Below are 20,760 nucleotides of genomic sequence, written 5' to 3'. Positions count from 1 at the left end.
TGACTGCGGCACGACCAGCAAAGACAAATCGCCGTCACATTCAGTCAAGCGCACACGTGTCCGACGCCCTAAAAAAGCGATCTACGCCGTAAGTTGAGTCAGGTACGTGCAACGCCCGACATCGATGATTCTGCTCCGATGCGACCGCCAGGTGCCGCGTCTTCCGCCACGTCCCGCAGGGCGAACGTTTCGCAGCCGGGCACGCCTGCTCAAGGAGCGCGTCCATCATGGATAAGTCTACGAAGACGCTGCCTGCTTCGTTCGTGCAAAAGCGCATGTGGTTGCTCGCCCGGCTGGATCCGCAGGCATCCATCAGCTACCACATCGCCAACGGCGTGCGGTTGAGCGGCGAACTGGATATCCATGCATTGCAGGCCGCGCTGGACCGCATCGTGGAACGACACGAGGTGCTGCGCACCAGCCTGGTCGATATCAACGGCCAGATTCGCCAGCGCATCTTGCCGCCGTCCGGCTTTCCGCTCGTGCATGAGGACATGGGAGCGTGCGCTGCGGATCCTGCCGCGATCGCGCGCATCGCACAGCAGGAGTCGCGGCGGCCGTTCGACCTGGAACTGGGTGCCCCAGTCCGCGGGCGTTTGTTGCGCCTGACGGCGGACGAACACGTCCTGCTGCTGACCTTCCATCACATCGCTTGCGATGGCTGGTCGATCGGCGTGCTACTGCGCGAGCTGGAAGCCTTGTACACCGTGTTCCTGCGGCAACAGTCCGATCCGCTGCCGCCATTGTCGATTCAGTATGCGGACTATGCGATCTGGCAGAGCGAGCAGCTGCAGGGCGACACGCTCGATGCGCAACTGCGCTTCTGGACAAGGCAATTGACTGGCGCGCCGTCACTGCTGCCACTACCCACCGACCGCACCCGGCCCGCCATGCAGGACTACCATGGCGCGTTCGTGGAGCGCTCGCTGCCGGCGGAGCTGGGGCAGCGGCTCCATGCGCTGGCACGTCGCCACGGGTGTTCGCTGTTCGTCACTTTGCTGGCCGGCTGGGCATTGCTGCTGGCGCGCATCAGCGCTACCGACGATGTGGTGATCGGGACGCCGGTGGCCGGCCGGACGCATCCAGACCTGGAAGCGCTGATTGGTTGTTTCATCAATACGCTGGCGCTACGGCTTACGGCGTCCGGCACGCCCTGCGTGGCGCAATGGCTTGCGCATGTGCGCAACGTGGTACTGAATGCGCAAGATCATCAGGAGCTGCCGTTCGAGCGTGTCGTCGAAGCGCTGCAGCCGAACCGCAGTCTGAGCCATACGCCAGTGTTCCAGGTGCTTTTCAGTCTGGATGGCTTCAGCGGCGAGCAAGCGCTGCACCTGCCCGGACTGCAGCTGGCGCCATTGCCCGACGCGTCGGACATGTGCGCGTTCGATCTGATGCTGTCCATGCAGGAGTCCGCCGCCGGGCTACGTGCCTGCCTCAAGTACCCGGTTGCGCTGTTTGAGCGCGTCAGCATCGAGCGGCATCTCGATCAATTCATGGCGCTGCTGTATGGCATGGTCGCCGACGACAGCACGCGCGTGGATCGTTTACCACTCTTGCGCGCACCCGAGCGTCAACAGTGGCTGCAGACACTGGCGCGCACGCAGCGCACATTCGCTGATGATGCGTGCCTGCCGAGTTTGTTCGAACGACACGTCGCGCAACGGCCGCACGCCATCGCCGTGGTGCACGAGGAGCTGGCGCTCAGCTACGCCGACCTCGACGCGCGCGCCAACCAGCTCGCCCATCATCTGATCGCCCACGGCATCGGTCCGGAAGACCGCGTGGCGCTGTACCTGCAGCGCGGTATCGACCTGGTCGTGGCCATCCTCGCCGTGCTCAAGGCCGGTGCCGCCTATCTACCGCTGGATCCGGCCTATCCCACCCAGCGGCTGGGCTTCATGCTGGCCGATGCGCAACCGCGTCTGCTGCTTGCCCACCGCGCACTGGCTGCCACGCTACCCTCACAGACCGGCATCGCCACCCTGGTGCTGGATGATGCAGATGCATGGGCGCATCGTCCCATCGATGCGCCGCAACGCAGCGATCTGCTTGCGCAGCATCCGGCCTACGTGATCTACACCTCCGGCTCCACCGGCACTCCCAAGGGTGTGGTCGTCGCCCATGCGCAGGTGGTGCGCTTGCTGCATGCCACCCACGCTCACGTCGCGCCGAGCGCTGACGATGTCTGGACGCTGTTCCATTCCTGCGCCTTCGACTTCTCGGTCTGGGAGCTGTGGGGCGCACTGGCCCATGGCGGTCGACTGGTCGTGGTGCCGCAGCACGTTGCGCGCGACCCGGCCGCCTTCCATGCCCTGCTCTGCCAGCAGCGCGTCAGCGTGCTCAATCAAACACCCAGCGCGTTCCAGGCGTTGATCCAGGCGCAGCGACAGAGCCAGGTGCAGCACCACCTGCGGCTGGTGATCTTCGGTGGCGAAGCGCTGCAACCGGCCAGTGTCTCCACGTGGTTTGCTGCGCATGGCCAGCGCACCGCGCTGCTCAACATGTACGGCATCACCGAGACCACGGTGCATGTCACCGCGCATGTCCTCACCAAACAGGATGTCACGCGCGCCGACCTCAGCCCGATCGGCGCACCGCTCGCGGATCTGCGTGCCTATGTGCTGGGCCCGGATGGCCAGTGCCTGCCGATCGGTGTGGCCGGCGAGCTGCACGTGGCCGGCGCCGGTCTGGCGCGCGGTTATCTGCGGCGGCCGGGATTGACCGCCGAGCGCTTCGTGCCCGATCCATTCGCCGAGCAACCAGGCGAGCGCATGTACAAGACCGGCGATCTGGCGCGTTGGCAGGCCGATGGCAGCCTGGCCTATCTCGGCCGCAACGACGAGCAGGTCAAGCTCCGCGGCTTCCGGATCGAACTCGGAGACATCCAGGCAGCCTTGCGCGGCTGCGACGGCGTGCGTCAGGCAGTCGTCATCGCCAGCGAGGACAGCACCGGCGACAAACGCTTGATCGCGTACGTAGTCGGCGATGCGGATGTCGCGCTTGACCCCGACGCGTTACGCACCAGACTCGGCGCCCGCCTGCCCGACTACATGCTGCCGGCGGCTTATGTGCAGCTGCCCGCACTGCCGCTGACCGCCAACGGCAAGCTCGATCGCCGCGCCCTGCCGGCGCCGGATGCCGATGCGCTCGCCACACAGACCTACGTTGCACCGGAAGGCGAGCTGGAGACCTTGCTGGCCGCAGTGTGGAGCGAGTTGCTCGGTGTCGAACGCGTCGGTCGCCACGACGATTTCTTCGCCCTGGGTGGGCACTCGTTGCTGGCGGTGCAGTTGGCGTCGCGCGTGCGACAGCGGCTTGGCGTGGTCATCGGCTTGGCCGAGATCTTTGCGCACGCGCGTCTGTCCGAGTTGGCCAATGCCGTGAGCAACGCCGCGCTGGATACGCAACCGGCGATCGTGCCGAGTCCGCGTAGCGGGCCGCTGCCGTTGTCGTTCGCGCAGCAGCGCCTGTGGTTCATCGATATGCATGGCCAGATCGGCACGGCCTATTCGCTGGCGTACGCGCTGCGGCTGCGCGGTGCGTTGGACGAAGCCGCGCTAGGCCGTGCGTTGGACCGTATCGTCGAACGTCACGAAGCGTTGCGGACCTGTTTCATCACGGTGGATGGGCAACCGCAGCAGGTGATCGCGCCAGCCGAGCGTGGATGTTCCCTGCTCCACCACGACCTCAGTAGTGACAGCGATCCACTACAGGCCGCATACGCGCACGCTGAAGAACAGGCGCAGGCGCCGTTCGATCTGGCCAAAGGCCCCTTGCTGCGCGGGCAGCTGCTACGCCTGGGCCAGCACGACCACGTGCTGTTGCTGACGGTGCATCACATCGTTGCCGACGCCTGGTCCGGTGCCGTGCTGGTGAATGAACTGACTGCGTTGTACGGCGCGTTTGCGCAAGGCCTGGCCGACCCGCTGCCGCCCCTGCCGATCCAGTACGCCGACTTCGCGCTCTGGCAGCGCCGCTGGATTGCCGGCGAACGGCTGCAACGCCAATTGACGTACTGGCTGGAACACTTGCGGGGCGCTCCGGCGCTGCTCGATCTGCCCACCGACTTTCCACGCCCGGCACGGCCGGATCACTGCGGCGAAGTGTTGCCGTTCCGCCTGGACGCCGCCCAGTCGGCGGCGCTCAAGGCGCTGGCCCGGCGGCATGGCGTCACCTTGTTCATGGTCATTCTGGCCGCGTGGGCGGCGTTGCTGGCACGCTTGTCTGGGCAGCGCGAGGTCGTGATCGGTACGCCGGTCGCCAATCGCCATCAGGCCGAACTCGAATCCTTGATCGGGCTATTCGTCGATTCGCTCGCACTACGCATCGCTCTGCGCCAGGACCCGAGCGTGGCCGAGTTGCTGGCGCAGACGCGTGCCACGGCACTGGCCGCACAGGCATGCCAGGACATTCCCTTCGAACACGTGGTCGAGGCGCTTAACCCGGTGCGCAGCAATGCGCACAATCCGGTATTCCAGGTCATGTTCGCCTGGCAGAACGCCCCGCAAGGCGAGCTTGCGTTGCCCGAGCTGAGCTTGGAGACGCTGGAGCGTAGCGGCCGCACTGCGCAGTTCGATCTGGAACTGTCGATGCAGGAAGACGCCGATTGCATCGTCGGCAGCTTGGGGTTTGCCACTGCCTTGTTCGCGCGCTCCAGTATCCAGCGCCACATCCGCCAGTTGCTGACGCTGCTCGGCCGGATGGCTGCCGACGACAGCCTTTCGCTATCGGCGTTGTCGGTGACCACGCCGCAGGATCTGGCACTGCTGCAGGACTTCAACGCCACCGACACCGCGGTCGCCGACGTTGCCGGTGTGCACACCCTGTTCGAACGCCACGCCGTGCAGGCCGCGACGGCCATCGCCGTGGTCGATGCCGCGCGCAGCCTGTCCTATGCCGAACTCGATGCACAGGCCAATCGCCTGGCGCGCCATCTGGTCGACCTCGGCGTCGGCCCGGACCAACGGGTGGCACTGTGCCTGGGCCGCAGCGTCGAATTGATCGTGGCGATGCTTGCGGTACTCAAAGCCGGCGGCGCCTACGTCCCGCTGGATCCAGCTTATCCAGCGCAGCGCCTGGCTTTCATGCTCGCCGACAGCGCGCCCTGTGTGCTGCTGACCGATGCGCAGGGCGCGGCCCAACTGGGCGCGCGGGCCCGCATGCCGATGCTCCTGCTGGACCAGTCGCAGCCCGAGTGGGCGCAGCTGCCGCACACCGCCCCCGCTGTGCCGGCGCTACGGACACAGCACCTGGCGTATGTGATCTACACCTCTGGTTCGACCGGCACGCCCAAGGGTGTGGCGGTGGACCATGGTGGCTTGCGCAATTATTGCGTGGCTGCTGCCACGCGCTACGGCTTGCAGGGGGGCGACCGCGTACTGCAGTGCAGCTCGCCGAGTTTCGATATCGCCGTGGACGAAATCTTCGCCACGCTGTCCAGCGGCGCGACGCTGGTACTACTGCCGGGCCAGCGCTTGCCGGCCATCGGCGAATTCTGCAGGGCGATCGATCAGCAGCGCATCAGCGTGCTGAATCTGCCGACCGCCTACTGGCATGCCTGGATGGCCGAACAAACCGGCAGCACGGCCGCGCTGCCGGCAACGTTGCGGCTGGTAGTGTGCGGCGGCGAAGCGCTCAACTTCGCGCATGTCGAGCGCTGGCACCAGCTGGCACGAGAGCGCGTGCAACTGCTCAACGCATATGGCCCCAGCGAGACCGTCTCTGGCGTCAGCTTCGGTGCGGTCGTGCCTGGGCAAGCGCTGCACATCGGCGGACCGATCGCCAATGTGCGCCTGCACGTGCTGGATCGCCGGCAACAATTGCTGCCGATTGGCGTGAATGGCGAGCTGCATATCGCGGGCGCGCAACTGGCGCGCGGCTATCTGGGCCGCCCGGATCTGACCGCCGAGCGCTTCGTTCCCGATCCGTTCGCAGCGGTCGCCGGCGCGCGCATGTATCGCAGTGGCGATCGGGTCCGTTGGCGAGAAGACGGCACGTTGCTGTTCGTCGGTCGCGACGACCACCAAGTCAAGTTGCGTGGTTTCCGCATCGAACCGGGCGAAATCGAGGCCGCGCTGCGGACGGCACCCGGCGTGCAGGATGCGGCGGTGCTGGTCCGCGAAGACCGACCCGGCGAGCGCAGTTTGGTTGCTTATGTGGCGACGCCGTCGCTGGTCGTGGAGGCCGTGCGCGCGCATGTGGCGATGCGCCTGCCCGACTACATGGTGCCGGTCCGCTATGTGCGCCTGCATGCGCTGCCGCTCACCGCCAACGGCAAGCTCGATCGCCAGGCCCTGCCGGCGCCGGATGACGAACACCGCAGCGGCCCGGCAGGCGCGGCGCCGCAGGGCCGCAATGAGCAAACTCTGGCCCAGCTGTGGTGCGATTTGCTGGGCGTGGACCGGGTCAACCGCGACGACGATTTCTTCGATCTGGGAGGGCACTCGCTGTTGGCGGTGCAACTCATTGCGCGGGTCCGCGACAGCCTGGGCGTGGAGCTGCAGATCGGCGACATCTTCACCCACACTCAATTGCAGGCGCTGGCGCTGTGTCTGGAGCGCAGTGGCGGCAGCGATGCAGGTACCGACTCGTCTCCCGTCGTCGCAGTGGATCGCAGCGCGCCGCTGCCGCTGTCCTTCGCCCAACAGCGGCTGTGGTTTCTGGACCGCTTCGATCCGCAGAGCCAGCGTGCCTATTTGATGCCTGCGGGCGTGCGCTTGAGCGGCCCGCTGGATGGCCTGGCGTTGCGCCGTGCACTGGATCGGATCGTGCATCGGCACGAGGCCTTGCGGACCTGTTTCGGTGTGGAAGACGACGCGCCGGTGCAGCTGATCGGACCGCCACAGAGCGGCTTTTCGCTGCACTGTGTCGACCTGAGCGACCTGCCCGACCCCGACGCAGCCGCCCGCGACCACGCCGCCCAGGAAGCCGGCACCGGCTTCGATCTACAAGAGGGGCCGTTGCTGCGCGGCCGCCTGCTGCGTCTTGCCGAGCAGGAACATGTGCTGCTGGTGACCATGCACCACATCGTCTCGGACGGCTGGTCGATGGGCGTGTTCGTGCGCGAACTGGGCGCCTTGTACGGCGCATTCGTCCAGGACCGCGACGACCCGTTGCCGCCACTGCGGGTGCAGTACGCCGATTACAGCAGTTGGCAACGTCAGCGGATCAGCGGCCAGGCGCTGCAGCGCCAGCGCGATTTCTGGCGCGCGCATCTGCAAGGCGCGCCGACCTTGTTGGAATTGCCCACCGACCGGCCGCGCCCGGCCCAGCAGGACTATGCCGGGGACACGGTTGCATTCGCGCTGGATCGCGCCGACAGCGCAGCGCTCAAGCAATTCGGTCACCGTCACGGCACGACCGTGTACATGACGCTGCTGGCTGCCTGGGCGGTGCTGCTGTCGCGGCTGTCCGGCCAAGCGGATGTGGTGATCGGCACGCCGGTGGCCAACCGCACCCATGCCGAGCTGGAGCCATTGATCGGCTTCTTCGTCAACACCCAGGCGCTGCGGGTGGATCTGTCGCACAACCCAACCGTGGCCACCTTGCTGGCGCAGGTGCGCGCTAGCGCGTTGGCCGCGCAGACGCATCAGGATCTGCCGTTCGAGCAACTGATCGAGACGCTCAACCCCGAGCGCAACCCAGGCGCGCATCCGTTGTTCCAGGCGATGTTGAGTTGGGAGAACGTGCCGCAACCGGAACTGCAGCTGCCGGGATTGCACCTGCAGGGCGTGGATCTGCAGATGCAGACGATCAAGTTCGATCTGAGCATGGGCCTGCAGGAACACGATGGCTGCATCGTCGGCACGCTCGGTTACGCCTGCGCGCTGTTCGACCGCAGCACCATCGAGCGCCATGTCGCCCAGTTCGTGCACCTGTTGCAGGCGATCTGCGCAGGCGACGCACAGCGCGTTGCCAGCCTGCCGCTGCTGCCCTCAGAAGAGCGTCGTCAACTGCTGGAGATGGGCGTTGTTCCGCCAACGCGGCCGTTGCCGGACGCGAGCCTCTATGCCCTGTTTGCGCAGCAGGCTGCACTGACTCCCGATGCCTTAGCGATCGTGAGCGGAGCAACGATGCTCTCGTACGCCGGTCTGCTCGGCCATGCGCAGCAGGTGGCGCAGCAGCTGATGGCTGCGGGCGTGCGCCCGGGCGATCGGGTGGCCGTAGTGCTGCCACGGTCGACGCGGTTGATCGTCGCCGAACTGGCGGTGCTCCACTGCGGTGCAGCCTACGTGCCACTGGACCCGACGCATCCGGCCGAGCGCCTGGGCGAACTCATCGGCCACTGCGCCGCACGCGCCCTGCTCAGCGACATCCACATCGCGTTGCCGGTCCTGCAGCTGCCGCGCGTGGATCTGGATCATCGAGATCTGGACCACCTGCCAACTGCGGCCCACTCTCTGGCGACACCGGTCGCGGTGCCGGCAAACAGCCCCGCCTACGTCATCTACACCTCCGGGTCGACCGGTACGCCCAAGGGCGTGGTGGTTGCGCATGCCGCCGTGGTGGCCTTCGCCATGGGCGGTGGCCATGCGCAGATCCAGCCAGACGACCGCATCGCGTTTGTGGCCAACCCGGCATTCGATGCGGCAACCTTCGAAGTCTGGACTGCCTTGCTGCATGGCGCGGCTATCGTCGTCGTCGAGCAGGCCGTGTTGCTCGATCCGCCAGCCCTGGCCGCGCATCTTGCCAGGCACCAGGTCAGCATCCTGCATCTGACTGCCGGGCTGGTGCCCGGCTACTGGCGCGCGTTGGCCAGCTGGCTACCGAGACTGCGCTGCCTGCTGACCGGTGGCGACCGCGTCGATGCGCGCGCCATTGCCGATCTGCTTGCGCAGGCGTCTCCGCAGCGTCTATTGCACTGCTATGGCCCCACCGAAACCACAGTCTTCGGTGTGCTCCATCCAGTCGCGGCGGTCGAACCCGGCAGCGAACGTCTGCCGCTCGGGCGGCCCCTGCCCGGCACCTGCGCGTACGTGCTGGACCAGCACGGACAACCGGTGCCGATCGGCACCCGCGGCGAACTGCATCTTGCCGGTGCGCAGCTGGCGCAAGGCTATTTGCATCTGCCGGCGCTGACCGCCGAGCGTTTCATTCCCGATCCATTCGCCACCGCGTCCGGTCAGCGCATGTACCGCACCGGCGACCTGGCACGCTGGCGCAGCGACGGCACGCTGGACTTCCTTGGTCGCAACGACGATCAAGTCAAGATCCGTGGCTTCCGGGTCGAGCCGGCTGACGTCGAAGCCGCAGTGCGCGATTGTCCCGGCGTGCGCGAAGCGATCGTGCTGACCGACACGTCGCGTGCCGGCGAGCGCCGGCTGGTGGCCTATGTCGTTGCCAGCGCAGTCGTCGCTCCCGAGTCGCTGCGGGCCATGTTGAGCGCTCGGCTTCCGGCTTACATGGTGCCCGCCGCATATGTCTGCCTCGATGCGCTGCCGCTCACCGCCAATGGCAAACTCGATCGGCAACGCTTGCCGGCACCGGGCAGTGACGACCTCGCCAGCGATATCTCTGTGCCACCACAGGGATTGCTCGAACACACGCTGGCCACCCTGTGGTGCGAGTTGCTCGGTGTTGCACGGATCGGTCGCCACGATAATTTCTTCGCCCTCGGCGGGCACTCGTTGCTGGCGGTCACGCTGATCGAACGACTGCGCCGACATGGCTGGCAAGTGGACGTACGTAGCGTGTTCACTTCACCCACGCTGTGCGGCCTGGCGGCAACGCTGCAGACGGCGACCAACGTGGTCGTGCCGCCCAACCCCATCGACGTCGGCTGCAGCCATCTCACTCCGGATCTGTTGCCGCTGGTCGAGCTCACGCAGGCCGAGATCGATCTGGTGGTGGCCAGCGTCGATGGTGGTGCCGCCAACGTCCAGGACATCTATCCGCTGGCGCCGCTGCAGGAGGGCTTGCTGTTCCACCACCTGGCCGAGACTGCGCGCGATCCCTATCTGCAGCACACGCTACTGTGCGTCGACACCCGTGCCCGTCTGGACGACTTGCTTGCCGCGCTGCAGGCGGTGATCGTCCGTCACGACATCCTACGCACTGCCATCGTCTGGGAGCGCCTGAGCACGCCGGTACAGGTCGTGTGGCGCCAGGCGCCACTAGTGGTGTACGAACATGCTTGGGCTGGCTCGGTCGAACGCCTGCGTGCGCACATGGTGCAGACGCCGATGCGCTTGCAGCAGGCACCGCTGTTGTGCGCGCACGTGGTTCGCGACGCCAGCCATGATCGCTGGTTGCTGGGTCTGCAGCACCATCACCTGGTGATGGATCACACCACCCTGGAACTGGCGATGGCAGAGATCCGGACCTGCCTGGCCGGTGGCCAGCACAGCTTGCCGCCGGCGCTGCCGTTCCGCGATTTCATCGCCCACACGCAGTTGGGCGTGCCGCAATCGGAGCACCAAGCATTCTTCACCGAAATGCTGGCCGATCTCGATGCGCCCACTGCGCCATTCGGGCTGCCTACGCCTGCCGATGCGGCGATCGCTAGCGAACACGCGCATCTGCAGCTCGACCAGACGCTTGCTCGGAACCTGCGCGCGCATGCCGGCCGCCTGGGCGTCAGCGTCGCCAGCCTGTTCCATCTGGCCTATGCGCTGATCGTGGCGCGTAGCAGCGGTCGCGACACCGTGGTGTTCGGCACCGTGCTGTTCGGCCGGATGTGGGCCGGCGACGGTGCCGACCGCGTGCTCGGCATGTTCCTCAACACCTTGCCGTTGCGGATGGACTGCGACCGCACCGGCGTGGCCGAGGCGATCCACGCTATGCAGCACCGGCTTGCACGGCTGTTGCGCCATGAGCATGCCCCCCTGGCACTGGCCCAGCGCTGCAGCGGCGTGCAGTCGCCGGCGCCCTTGTTCACTTCGGTGCTGAACTATCGCCATGCCAGCGACGGTCGCGCGGCCGACACCAGGTCCGGCCACGCTTGGGACGGCATCGAAGCGCTGCCGGCGCAGGAACACACCCATTACGCGCTGTTGCTGTCGGTCAACGACCACGGCAATGCGGGCGATTTCTCGCTGGATGTTCAGGCCATGCCCAGGGTCGGCGCCGAACGCGCTGGCCGGATGATGCTGCAGGCATTGGCCGCGCTGGACAGCGCCTTGCAGCTGGCGCCGGCAACCCCGTTGCATGCGCTGGACGTGTTGCCGCAGCAGGACATCGCCGCGCCGCGCGCATCCGCTGCGGCACCGCTGCCAGCGCCGCCGGCCGCGTGCATCCACCACCTGTTCGAACAGCAGGTAGCGCGCAGTCCGCAGTCCACTGCCGTGCGGTTCGAGGAGCGTGCAATCTCCTATGCCCAGCTCAATGCACAGGCCAATCGCCTCGCCCATCACCTGATGGCACTCGGTGTCGGTGCGGATACGCGCGTGGCCCTGTGCCTGGAGCGCGGCCCGGAGATGTTGGTCGCCGTGTTGGCGATCCTCAAAGCCAGCGCCGCCTATGTGCCATTGGACCCGCGCTATCCGGCGCAGCGCCTGGCGTTCATGCTTGAAGACAGCGCACCGCACTGCGTGCTCAGCCACACCGCGCTACGCGCGCGACTGCCGCACGGCAGGATCCCGATGGTCTGGCTGGACGACAGCGACGCATGGGCGCAGCAGCCCGAGTGCAACCCCGGCCCGGCGCCCGGGTTCGGCCCGCAGCACCTGGCGTACGTGATCTACACCTCCGGCTCCAGCGGACGTCCCAAGGGGGTGATGGTTCAGCACGACGCGGTCGTCAATCTCTGGCAGGCCTTGCATCCGGTCGTGCACGCGAACGCCGCATCCGCGCCGCCGTGCGTGTCGCTCAATGCGTCGCTGTCGTTCGACGCCTCGGTCAAGATGTGGGTGCAATTGCTCTCCGGCGCCTGCTTGGCGATCGTGCCGCAAGCGGTTCGTCTGGACGGCGAGGCGCTGCTGGCCTGGATGCGGCACTCGCGCCTGGATGTGCTCGACTGCACCCCGGCGCAATTGCAACTGCTGCTCGACACCGGCCTGCTCGAGGCAACGGACGGCGTGCCGAAGACGGTGCTGATTGGCGGCGAAGCGATTCCACCGGCCATGTGGCAGCGCTTGAGCCAGTGCACACAGATCGCCTTCTTAAATGTCTACGGCCCGACCGAATGCACGGTGGACGTCACCGTGTCCGCGATCCGGCCGGACGCGCCGCTGCCCACGCTGGGCCAGCCATTGGCCAATGTGCGACTGACCCTGCTCGATCGTCGGTGCCGCCCGGTGCCGGCCGGCGTCATCGGCGAACTGATGGTGGGCGGCATCCAGGTGGCGCGCGGTTATCTGCACCGCCAGGGACTGAGCGCAGAGCGATTTGTGCCCGATCCATTCGCCGAGCAGCCTGGCCAGCGCATGTATCGCACCGGCGACCTGGCGCGCTGGCGCGCCGATGGCGTGCTCGAATTCGTCGGCCGCAACGACGATCAAATCAAACTGCGCGGCTTTCGCGTCGAACTGGCCGATATTCAGGCCGCCTTGCTGCGCTGCGACGGTGTGCGCGCTTCCGTCGTCATCGCGCACGACGATGGCCATGGCGATGTCCGCTTGGTGGCCTATTGGGTCGGCACTGCAGCCGACCGCGCTGGTGACAGCCTGCGTAGGCAACTGTCGGCACAGTTGCCTGATTACATGGTGCCCAACGTCTATCTGCAGTTGGACGCGCTACCGCTGAATGCGAACGGCAAGCTCGATCGCCAGGCGTTGCCGCCGCCGGAGGCGGCAATAGCGGACGCCGACGGTTATGTGCCACCGGCCAATGCCATCGAACGTGCGCTCGCCAAACTCTGGGCCAGCGTCTTGGGGCAGCGGCGTATCGGTCGCCACGATCACTTCTTCGAGTTGGGTGGACATTCGTTGTTGGTGGTGCGGCTGATTGCGGCCGCCAAGCGCAGCAGCCTGGAACTGACTGTGCAGATGGTCTACGACTGCCCCACCCTCTGCGGGCAGGCTGCGCGTCTGACCGGAGCAGCGCAGACATCGGGACCGCAGGCGCTGGCGGCCCGGCGTGGTGGCACTCGCCCCCCTCTGTTCGTGCTGCCGACCGGTGTTGGTGATATCACCTACGCGTTCGAGCTCGCTGCACACCTGGATACGGATATCCCGGTCTATGCCCTGCCCTGGCCCGATCCGTTACCTGCCACATTGGAGGCGCTGGCGGCGCAGACGGCCGCGCTGATCCAGGCGGTGCAGCCGCACGGCCCTTACCACCTGCTGGGTTATTCCTCCGGCGGGCTGCTCGCCTACGCCATCGCCCAGCACTTCGGCATGCACGACGCGCCGGTCGGCTTCCTGGGTCTGCTCGATTGCGATGTACCCGCAGCAGCGACGGAAACCGAAACGCTCGACGATGCGATCGGCCAGGCGTTGCTGCGCCAGCTCGAAGGGCTGCAGCGCCATCGCCCTTACCAGGACCGTGACGACATCCAAGCGGCGTTGAAGGCGCTGCTGGATCGTATCGGCGACAGTGCCTACCACGAGATGCGCACAGTCTGCGAAAGCGATCCGATGCTGGCGAAGTTGGCGGGCGAAGAACAGACCTCGGTCGCGGCCCTGCTGCATACCTGCGTCACCAGCACGTGTTTCAATCGCCTGTGGCCGACGTTCGACGCGCAACCATTGCCGGCGTCAAATCGACTGCATCTGTTCCAGGCCACAGAACCCGAACCGGCCACCGATGCCTATGGCTGGCAACAGCTGTTGCCGGATGCGCAGATCGAACGGATTGCGGTCGGCGGCGGACACACCACGCTGATCGAAGCCGAGCATATCGCCACGCTGGCGCGTCGCATCGAGCGGGCGCTCGACATCGCTGCATGCCCCCGTACAGCGTTCGCGCCGCAGCACGCTGTCGCCGACGACGACGATGCAGGCGAGAGGGTTACAGCCAATGCTGCCTGCGCGCCCGAAATGGACACCCCATGACCGCGCTCGCCCATTCGCATGCCCACGCGAACCAACGGACACCAGCCCGCCCCGCGAGCGCCACCCTGCGCCCAAGCACGCCTGCGGCAGCGCTCTACACCTTCCCCACGCTGGAGATTGCATGAGCGCCGTCGAACTGGCCCTTCCTCCTGCACAGATTGCGCTGCATGCGCTGGGTTCGGCACAGCAAGGCGTGTGGCTGGGGCAACTGCTCGCACCGGACCAGCCCAGCTACAGCATCGGCTGCGTGATGCACTTCGAGGGAACGCTGCGTCGCGATGTCTGGGAACAGGCCATTGCCGCAGCGATCGCACGCCATGATGCGCTGCGCACCGTACTGGTCGAAGGGTCGCCCTTGCCGAGCCAACGTGTGCTGGAAGCGCTGTCTTTTTCGCTGCCTTGGCACGATTACTCGGATAGCGGTAATGGCGAGCACCGCGCCTGGGAGCATATTCGCCAAGCGACGGCCCGGCCATTCGCGCTCTATGACCAACCGCTGTGGGACATCCAGTGGCTGCAGGTCTCCGCCACGCGTGGTTATTGCGTGTACCGCTGCCACCACATCATCGCCGACGGCATTTCGATGGGCATGCTGGCGCGACAGGTCGTGGATGACTACAACCAGCGCCTGCGCGGCCAGACCGAACAGACTCCATCCCCATCGTATCTGCGGGCGCTCGACGCCGACCAGGCCTATCTCGGCTCCAGCCGTTATCAGCGCGACCTGGCGTTCTGGCGCGACCGTCTGCAGGCGCGACCGGAGCCGTTGTTCCCCAGTGCGACGGCAGCGCTGGGCCATCAGCGCAGCGTGCAACTCAGCAATGAGCTGGACACCTCGCTTTTTCTTGAGCTGAGCACGCTCGCCGAGCGCCTGGGCGGCTCGTTCACCAGCCTGATCGTCGCCTGCTTGAGCAGTTGCCTCACCCGCCTTGGCAACCGTCAGACGCCGATCGCGATGGGCCTGGCCGTCCACAATCGCCGTAACGCGCGCGAACGCGCGATGTTCGGCATGCTGTCCACGCAGTTGCCGCTNAGCAGGCGCCGCGGCCGTTCGACGTCAGCGTGTCGGTCGAGGATTTCAGTGCATGGGGCGACGCGTCGATCGTCGGCGGCGGCTGGCACATGCTGCCGCTGCACCACGGTTACGAGGACACCGCGCTCGGCGTATTCGTCCGCCGCTACAGCCCGCAGCATCCGATCGTGCTGGAGTTCAATGTCAACCCGGACCGGATGCCCGTGCCGATGGCCGAACAGGCGCTGCTCGCGCTGCGGCAGATGCTGCCAGCGCTGCTCGCCGATCCGCAGACGCCCCTCTGGCGCCTTCCGCTGCTGACCTCCGCACAGCGTCAGCAGGTGCTCTACGCCTTCAACGACTGCACCGGACTGCCTCCCGGCGATTGTCAGGTGCAGCATGCGTTCGAACGCCAGGCCGCGGCCACCCCGCATGCCATCGCCGTCGTGCACGAGGATGCGACCCTGAGCTACGCCGCGCTGGAAGCCCAGGCCAACCAGCTGGCGCATTATCTGTGCGCACTCGGTGTGGCCCCAGACGACCGCGTCGCCGTCTGCCTGCCGCGCGGCATCGCCATGGTCGTGGCGGTGCTGGCCACGCTCAAGGCCGGGGCAGCCTATGTACCGCTGGATCCGGCTTATCCGCCCGAGCGGCAGGCCTACATGCTGCAGGACTGCCAAGCATCGGTGCTGCTGACCACGCCGGCCTGTGCCGATGTCGACGCGCTGGTCTCGCCCGCAGGGCTGACCGTGGTGTTCGCCGACGCCGCGCACCCGGCGTGGCAGACCATGCCCACGACCGCGCCCGCACGCGTCGGCTCGGTATTGCAGGGCGGCTACGTGATCTACACCTCCGGCTCGACCGGGCGCCCCAAGGGCGTGGTGATGCCGCACGGTCCGCTGCTCAATCTGCTGCATTGGGAAGCCGAGCACTGCGCCGGCGCAGGCATGCATGCGCTACGCACCCTGCAGTTTTCCGCGCTCGGCTTCGATGCCAGCTTCCAGGAAATTTTCAGCACGCTGGGCAGCGGCGGCAGCCTGGTGCTGATCGCCGATGCGCAGCGTCGCGACGCGCATGCGTTGTACCGCCGCGTCTGCGCCCAGCGCATCCAGCGCCTGTACATGCCCTACATCGCGCTGCAATCGCTGGCCGAAGCGGTGTTGGCCGATCCGGCCCTGGGCGCGCTGGAGTGCCCGCTGCGGCAGGTGCTCACCGCTGGCGAACAGTTGCGCATCACCCCGGCGATTCGCGCGTTCTTCGCCGCACGTCCGGCTTGCCGCTTGCACAACTACTACGGTCCCACCGAGACCCACGTCGCCTCCGCCCACCGATTGCCCGCAGACACTGCGCAGTGGCCGTTGCTGCCGCCGATCGGCACCGCACTGCCGCGCACACCCTTGTACGTGCTGGATGCGCAATGCCAACCGCTGCCGATCGGCGCCATCGGCGAGCTCTACATCGCCGGCGTCCAGGTCGCGCGTGGCTATCTGCACCGGCCGGCGCTGACCGCCGAGCGCTTCGTCGCCGACCCATTTGCCACGCAACCGGGCCAGCGCATGTACCGCACTGGCGATCTGGCCCGCTGGCGTACCGACGGCAGTGTGGAATTTCTCGGTCGCAACGACGATCAGGTGAAGTTGCGCGGCTTCCGCATCGAGCCCGGCGAGATCGAAGCCACCCTGCAGGCCTGCCCTGGCGTGCGCAACGCGGCGGTGGTGTTGCGCGAGGATCGTCCCGGCGACAAGCGCTTGGTCGCCTATCTGGTCGGCACTGGGCTGCATATTGAGCAGGTACGTGATCGGCTCGCCGCCAGCCTGCCCGACTACATGGTGCCAGCGGCGTATGTGCTGCTACCCGCCATCCCGACCACCACGCACGGCAAGCTGGATCGCGCGGCGCTGCCGGTACCGGATGCCGCTGCCCTGCCGCTGCAGGCCTATGTCGCGCCCGAAGGCGAACGCGAGCGCTTGCTTGCCGCGCTGTTGAGCGAGCTGCTCGGCATCGAACAGGTCGGCCGCCATGACAGCTTCTTCGCCCTTGGTGGCCATTCGCTACTCGGGGTGCAACTGATCTCGCGCCTGCGCAGTGCGTTGGGTGTCGAACTGCCGCTGGCCGCGCTGTTCGCGCACCCTCGCCTGGCCGATCTGGCCATGGCCCTGGACAGCGCCGCCGCCAGCGCCCTGCCGGCCATCGTGCCGTTGCCGCGCCCGGACACCCTGCCGCTGTCCTTCGCCCAGCAGCGGCTGTGGTTCTTGGCTCAGTTCGATGCGCGTGCCGATCTGGCCTACCTGATGCCCGGGGGGGTTGAGCTGCGCGGCCAACTCCACCTGCCTGCACTGCGCCAGGCGCTGGATTGCATCGTCGCTCGCCATGAAGCGCTGCGCACCCGCTTCGTCGCCAGCAACGATGGCGCTGCGCAGGTCATCGCAGCGCCCGATGTCGGCTTTGCGCTGGACTGCATCGACCTGCGTCAGTCTGCCGATCCACACGCCGATGCCCAGCGCCACGCCGAACAGGAAACCCGCACGCCCTTCGACCTGACCTGTGGCCCGCCGATCCGTGGCCGCCTGTTGCGCCTGGCCGAGCACGAGCATCGCTTGCTGGTCACCCTGCATCATCTGGTCGCCGATGGTTGGTCGATTGCCCTGCTGCTGCAGGAACTGGGCACGCTCTACAGCGCGTTCGTGCAAGGCCAGCCCGATCCGCTGCCGCCGCTGTCGCTGCACTATCCCGACTACGCGCTGTGGCAACGCCGCTGGATCGACGGCCCGCTGCTGCAACGCCAATTAGCGTTCTGGCGCGACCACCTGCGTGCAGCGCCCGCACTGCTGGAACTGCCCACCGACCGGCCGCGCCCGGCCGAGCAGGACTACGCAGGCGACGCGCTGCCCGTGCGCTTGGACGCAGCGCTGACCCAGGCGCTGATTGCCTTGAGCCAGCGCCACGGCACCACGCTGTTCATGACCGTGCTCGCTGCCTGGGGCGTGTTGCTGGCGCGCCTGTCCGCACAGCAGCAGGTGGTCATCGGCACGCCGATCGCCCAGCGCACCCGCGCCGAGACCGAGGCGTTGATCGGTCTGTTCGTCAACACGCAGGCGCTGCATCTGGACCTGCGCGCGCAACCGACGGTCGCCGAATTGTTGGCCCAGGTCCGCGCCACCGCACTGGCCGCGCAGGAGCATCAGGATCTGCCCTTCGAGCAGCTCATCGAAGCGCTCCAGCCGGCACGCAGCCTGGCCCATCCTCCCGTGTTCCAGGTGATGTTCACTTGGCAGAACACGCCCCAGATCGAGCTCGCACTGCCGGATCTGTATAGCCAAGTCCTGCATGGGCCAGCCCACGACGCCAAGTACGATCTGGACCTGGATCTGCGCCAGGACGGTCCATGCATCGCCGGCAGCCTGCGCTTCGCTACTGCGCTTTTTGATGCAGCCACGATCCAACGACAGCTCGACAGCCTGGTTGTGCTGCTCGAGCATATGGCCCACGACGACCAGGCCCGCGTGACCAGGCTGGCGCTGCTGCCGCATCCCCAGCGCCAGCAGTTGCAGACCTTCAATGCCGGCGACACCGCCGCAACCGACCCGCGCTGTCTGCAACACTGGTTCGCGCAACAGGTGGCCGCTACGCCGGACGCCATCGCGCTGATCTGCGGCGACACCGCGCTGAGCTATCAGCAGCTCGATCGGCAGGCCAACCAATTGGCGCACAGACTGCGCGCACTGGGCGCACGGCCGGACAGCTGTGTGGCGCTGTGCCTGCAACGCGGCATCGCGCAAGTGGTCGCCGTGCTGGCCGTGCTCAAGGCCGGCGCCGCGTATTTGCCGCTGGAACCTGGCCAGCCGCGCGAGCGCCTGGCGCTGGTGCTGGCAGGCGCGCGTCCGGCGCTGGTGATCGTCGACGCTGCCGACAACGCTGGCTGGGAGGATGATCCGGCGACACCGGTGCTGTCCATCGCCGCAGCGCAGGCCGCTGCCCTCGCCCATGCGGACCACCCACCGCTGCTGCATCCCCATCCGCAGCAGTTGGCCTATGTGATCTACACCTCCGGCTCCAGCGGCCAGCCCAAGGGTGTGATGGTTTCGCACCAGAGCGTGGTGGCGCGCCTGCATGCATTGATCGACACCTACGGGCTGAGCGCACAGGACCGCGTGCTGCAATTTGCCACGTTGTCTTTCGACGCCTCGGTCGAAGAAGTCTTCGGCGCATTGTGCAGCGGGGCCACACTGGTGCTGCGCGACGACAGCTGGTTGGACACAGAACGCTTCTGGCAGCACTGTGCCAATGCCGGAATAACCGTGGTCGATCTGCCGACCCGTTTCTGGGCAGAGTTGTGCGCGCACTCGCTGCAGATCCCCGACTGCGTGCGCCAGGTCATCATCGGCGGCGAAGCGTTGACCCCGGCCATGCGTCAGACCTGGGTGCAGGGTGCGCACACCGCGCTGCTGGACACCTACGGCCCGACCGAAGCCATCGTAGTGGCGACCGCTCAGGCGGTGGCCGCCGACACGCCGACCGGTATCGGCCGTCCACTTGCTGGAACCCAGGCCCATGTCTTGGATCGCCACGCCCAGCCGTTGCCGATCGGCGTACGCGGCGAACTGCATCTGGCCGGCATGGCGTTGGCACGCGGCTATCTGGGACGCCCGGATCTGACCGCCGAACGCTTCATCCCCGATCCGTTCGCAGCACAGCCCGGACAGCGCATGTATCGCACCGGCGACCTGGCCTGCTGGTGCGTCGATGGCAGCCTGCGTTTCCTGGGCCGCCACGACCGCCAACTCAAACTGCGCGGCTTCCGCATCGAACTGGGCGAGATCGAAGCGGCGCTGGGTGCTTGCGCCGGCATCAATGATGCCTTGGTGTTGGCGCGCGAGGATCAGCCTGGCGAGGCGCGTCTGGTGGCCTATCTCGTGGCCGAACAGATCGACACCGAGGTAATGCACGCGCACCTGCGTGCTTGCCTGCCCGACTACATGTTGCCGGCCGCCTACGTGCGCATGGATGCCCTGCCGCTGACACCCAGCGGCAAGTTGGACCGCCGTGCCTTGCCGGCACCGCAAGACGACGCCTTTGCGAAGCGGCCGTACGAAGCACCGGATGGTCCGCTTGAGCAGGCGCTCGCTGCGCTGTGGCGCGAACTGCTCGGCATCGAACGCATCGGCCGCCGCGACAGTTTCCTGGATTTGGGCGGGCATTCGTTGCTTGCGGTTCGCTTGGCTGCTGCGATTCGTCGAACCCTGCATTGCGATATCCCCATCCGCAGCCTGTTCGCGCAGCCGACGCTGCAACAGATGGCCTGTCTTGTTCTAAGCGCGCGGCTTGCACAATTGCACGCCGCCGATGCCGCGAACGTTCTCTCCAAAGCAAAAGTGGAACGCTAACTCCATGTCCTCTTCCGCAAAGTTTCCGCAAGATGTCTCCACGCTCAGCACGGAAGAGGCACATCGGCTCTGGGCCTTGTTGAACGAGGCGCCCGCAGCCATCGAAGAAGAAGCCATCCAACGGCGCAATGGCGACGACGCCTTGCCGCTGTCCTTCGCGCAGCAGCGCCTGTGGTTCCTGGCGCAATTCGATCCGCGCGCCGCACAGGCCTATCTGCTGGCCGGCGGGGTGGACCTGCATGGCGAGCTGGATCTTCCCGCACTGCAGCGGGCCCTGGATCGCATCGTCGCGCGCCACGAAGCGCTGCGCACCTGTTTTATTGCCTGCGATGACGGTGCCACGCAACTGATCGCGCCAGCAGACGTCGGCTTCGCACTGGATTGCATCGACCTGCGTCATGCGGCCGATCCGCATGCCGACGCGCAGCGTCAC

Annotated in this window: 3 protein-coding genes and 1 pseudogene; all 4 read left to right on the top strand. The window is 66.8% G+C overall.

Features of this window, described 5'->3' with window-relative positions:
- Positions 1-227 precede the first annotated feature (227 nt).
- Entirely contained in the window at positions 228-13,931 is a 13,704-nt protein-coding gene (locus XpruCFBP8353_RS20175; RefSeq protein ID WP_101364829.1) for a non-ribosomal peptide synthetase, read from the top strand.
- A pseudogene (locus XpruCFBP8353_RS24675) lies at positions 13,873-14,963 on the top strand (condensation domain-containing protein); the annotation flags it as partial. The gene XpruCFBP8353_RS20175 and the pseudogene XpruCFBP8353_RS24675, both read left to right, overlap by 59 nt.
- Before the next feature lie 90 nt (positions 14,964-15,053).
- Complete coding sequence (locus XpruCFBP8353_RS20165) at positions 15,054-20,327, top strand: non-ribosomal peptide synthetase (RefSeq protein ID WP_101364827.1); 5,274 nt, start codon at positions 15,054-15,056, stop codon at positions 20,325-20,327.
- A gap of 4 nt (positions 20,328-20,331) precedes the next feature.
- The coding region (locus tag XpruCFBP8353_RS20160; RefSeq protein ID WP_162301135.1) for a condensation domain-containing protein at positions 20,332-20,760 on the top strand (429 nt) is incomplete at its 3' end.

The organism is Xanthomonas prunicola, from assembly GCF_002846205.1.
GTDB lineage: Bacteria > Pseudomonadota > Gammaproteobacteria > Xanthomonadales > Xanthomonadaceae > Xanthomonas > Xanthomonas prunicola.
Note: the sequence above shows the minus strand (reverse complement) of the source record. Positions and strands in the feature narration are given on the sequence as shown.

What these genes read in the sequence shown, in the direction of transcription:
- XpruCFBP8353_RS20175 (WP_101364829.1), top strand. Translation starts at nt 228, where the DNA reads ATGGATAAGTCTACGAAGACGCTGCCTGCTTCGTTCGTGCAAAAGCGC.
- XpruCFBP8353_RS20165 (WP_101364827.1), top strand. Translation starts at nt 15,054, where the DNA reads ATGCTGCCGCTGCACCACGGTTACGAGGACACCGCGCTCGGCGTATTC.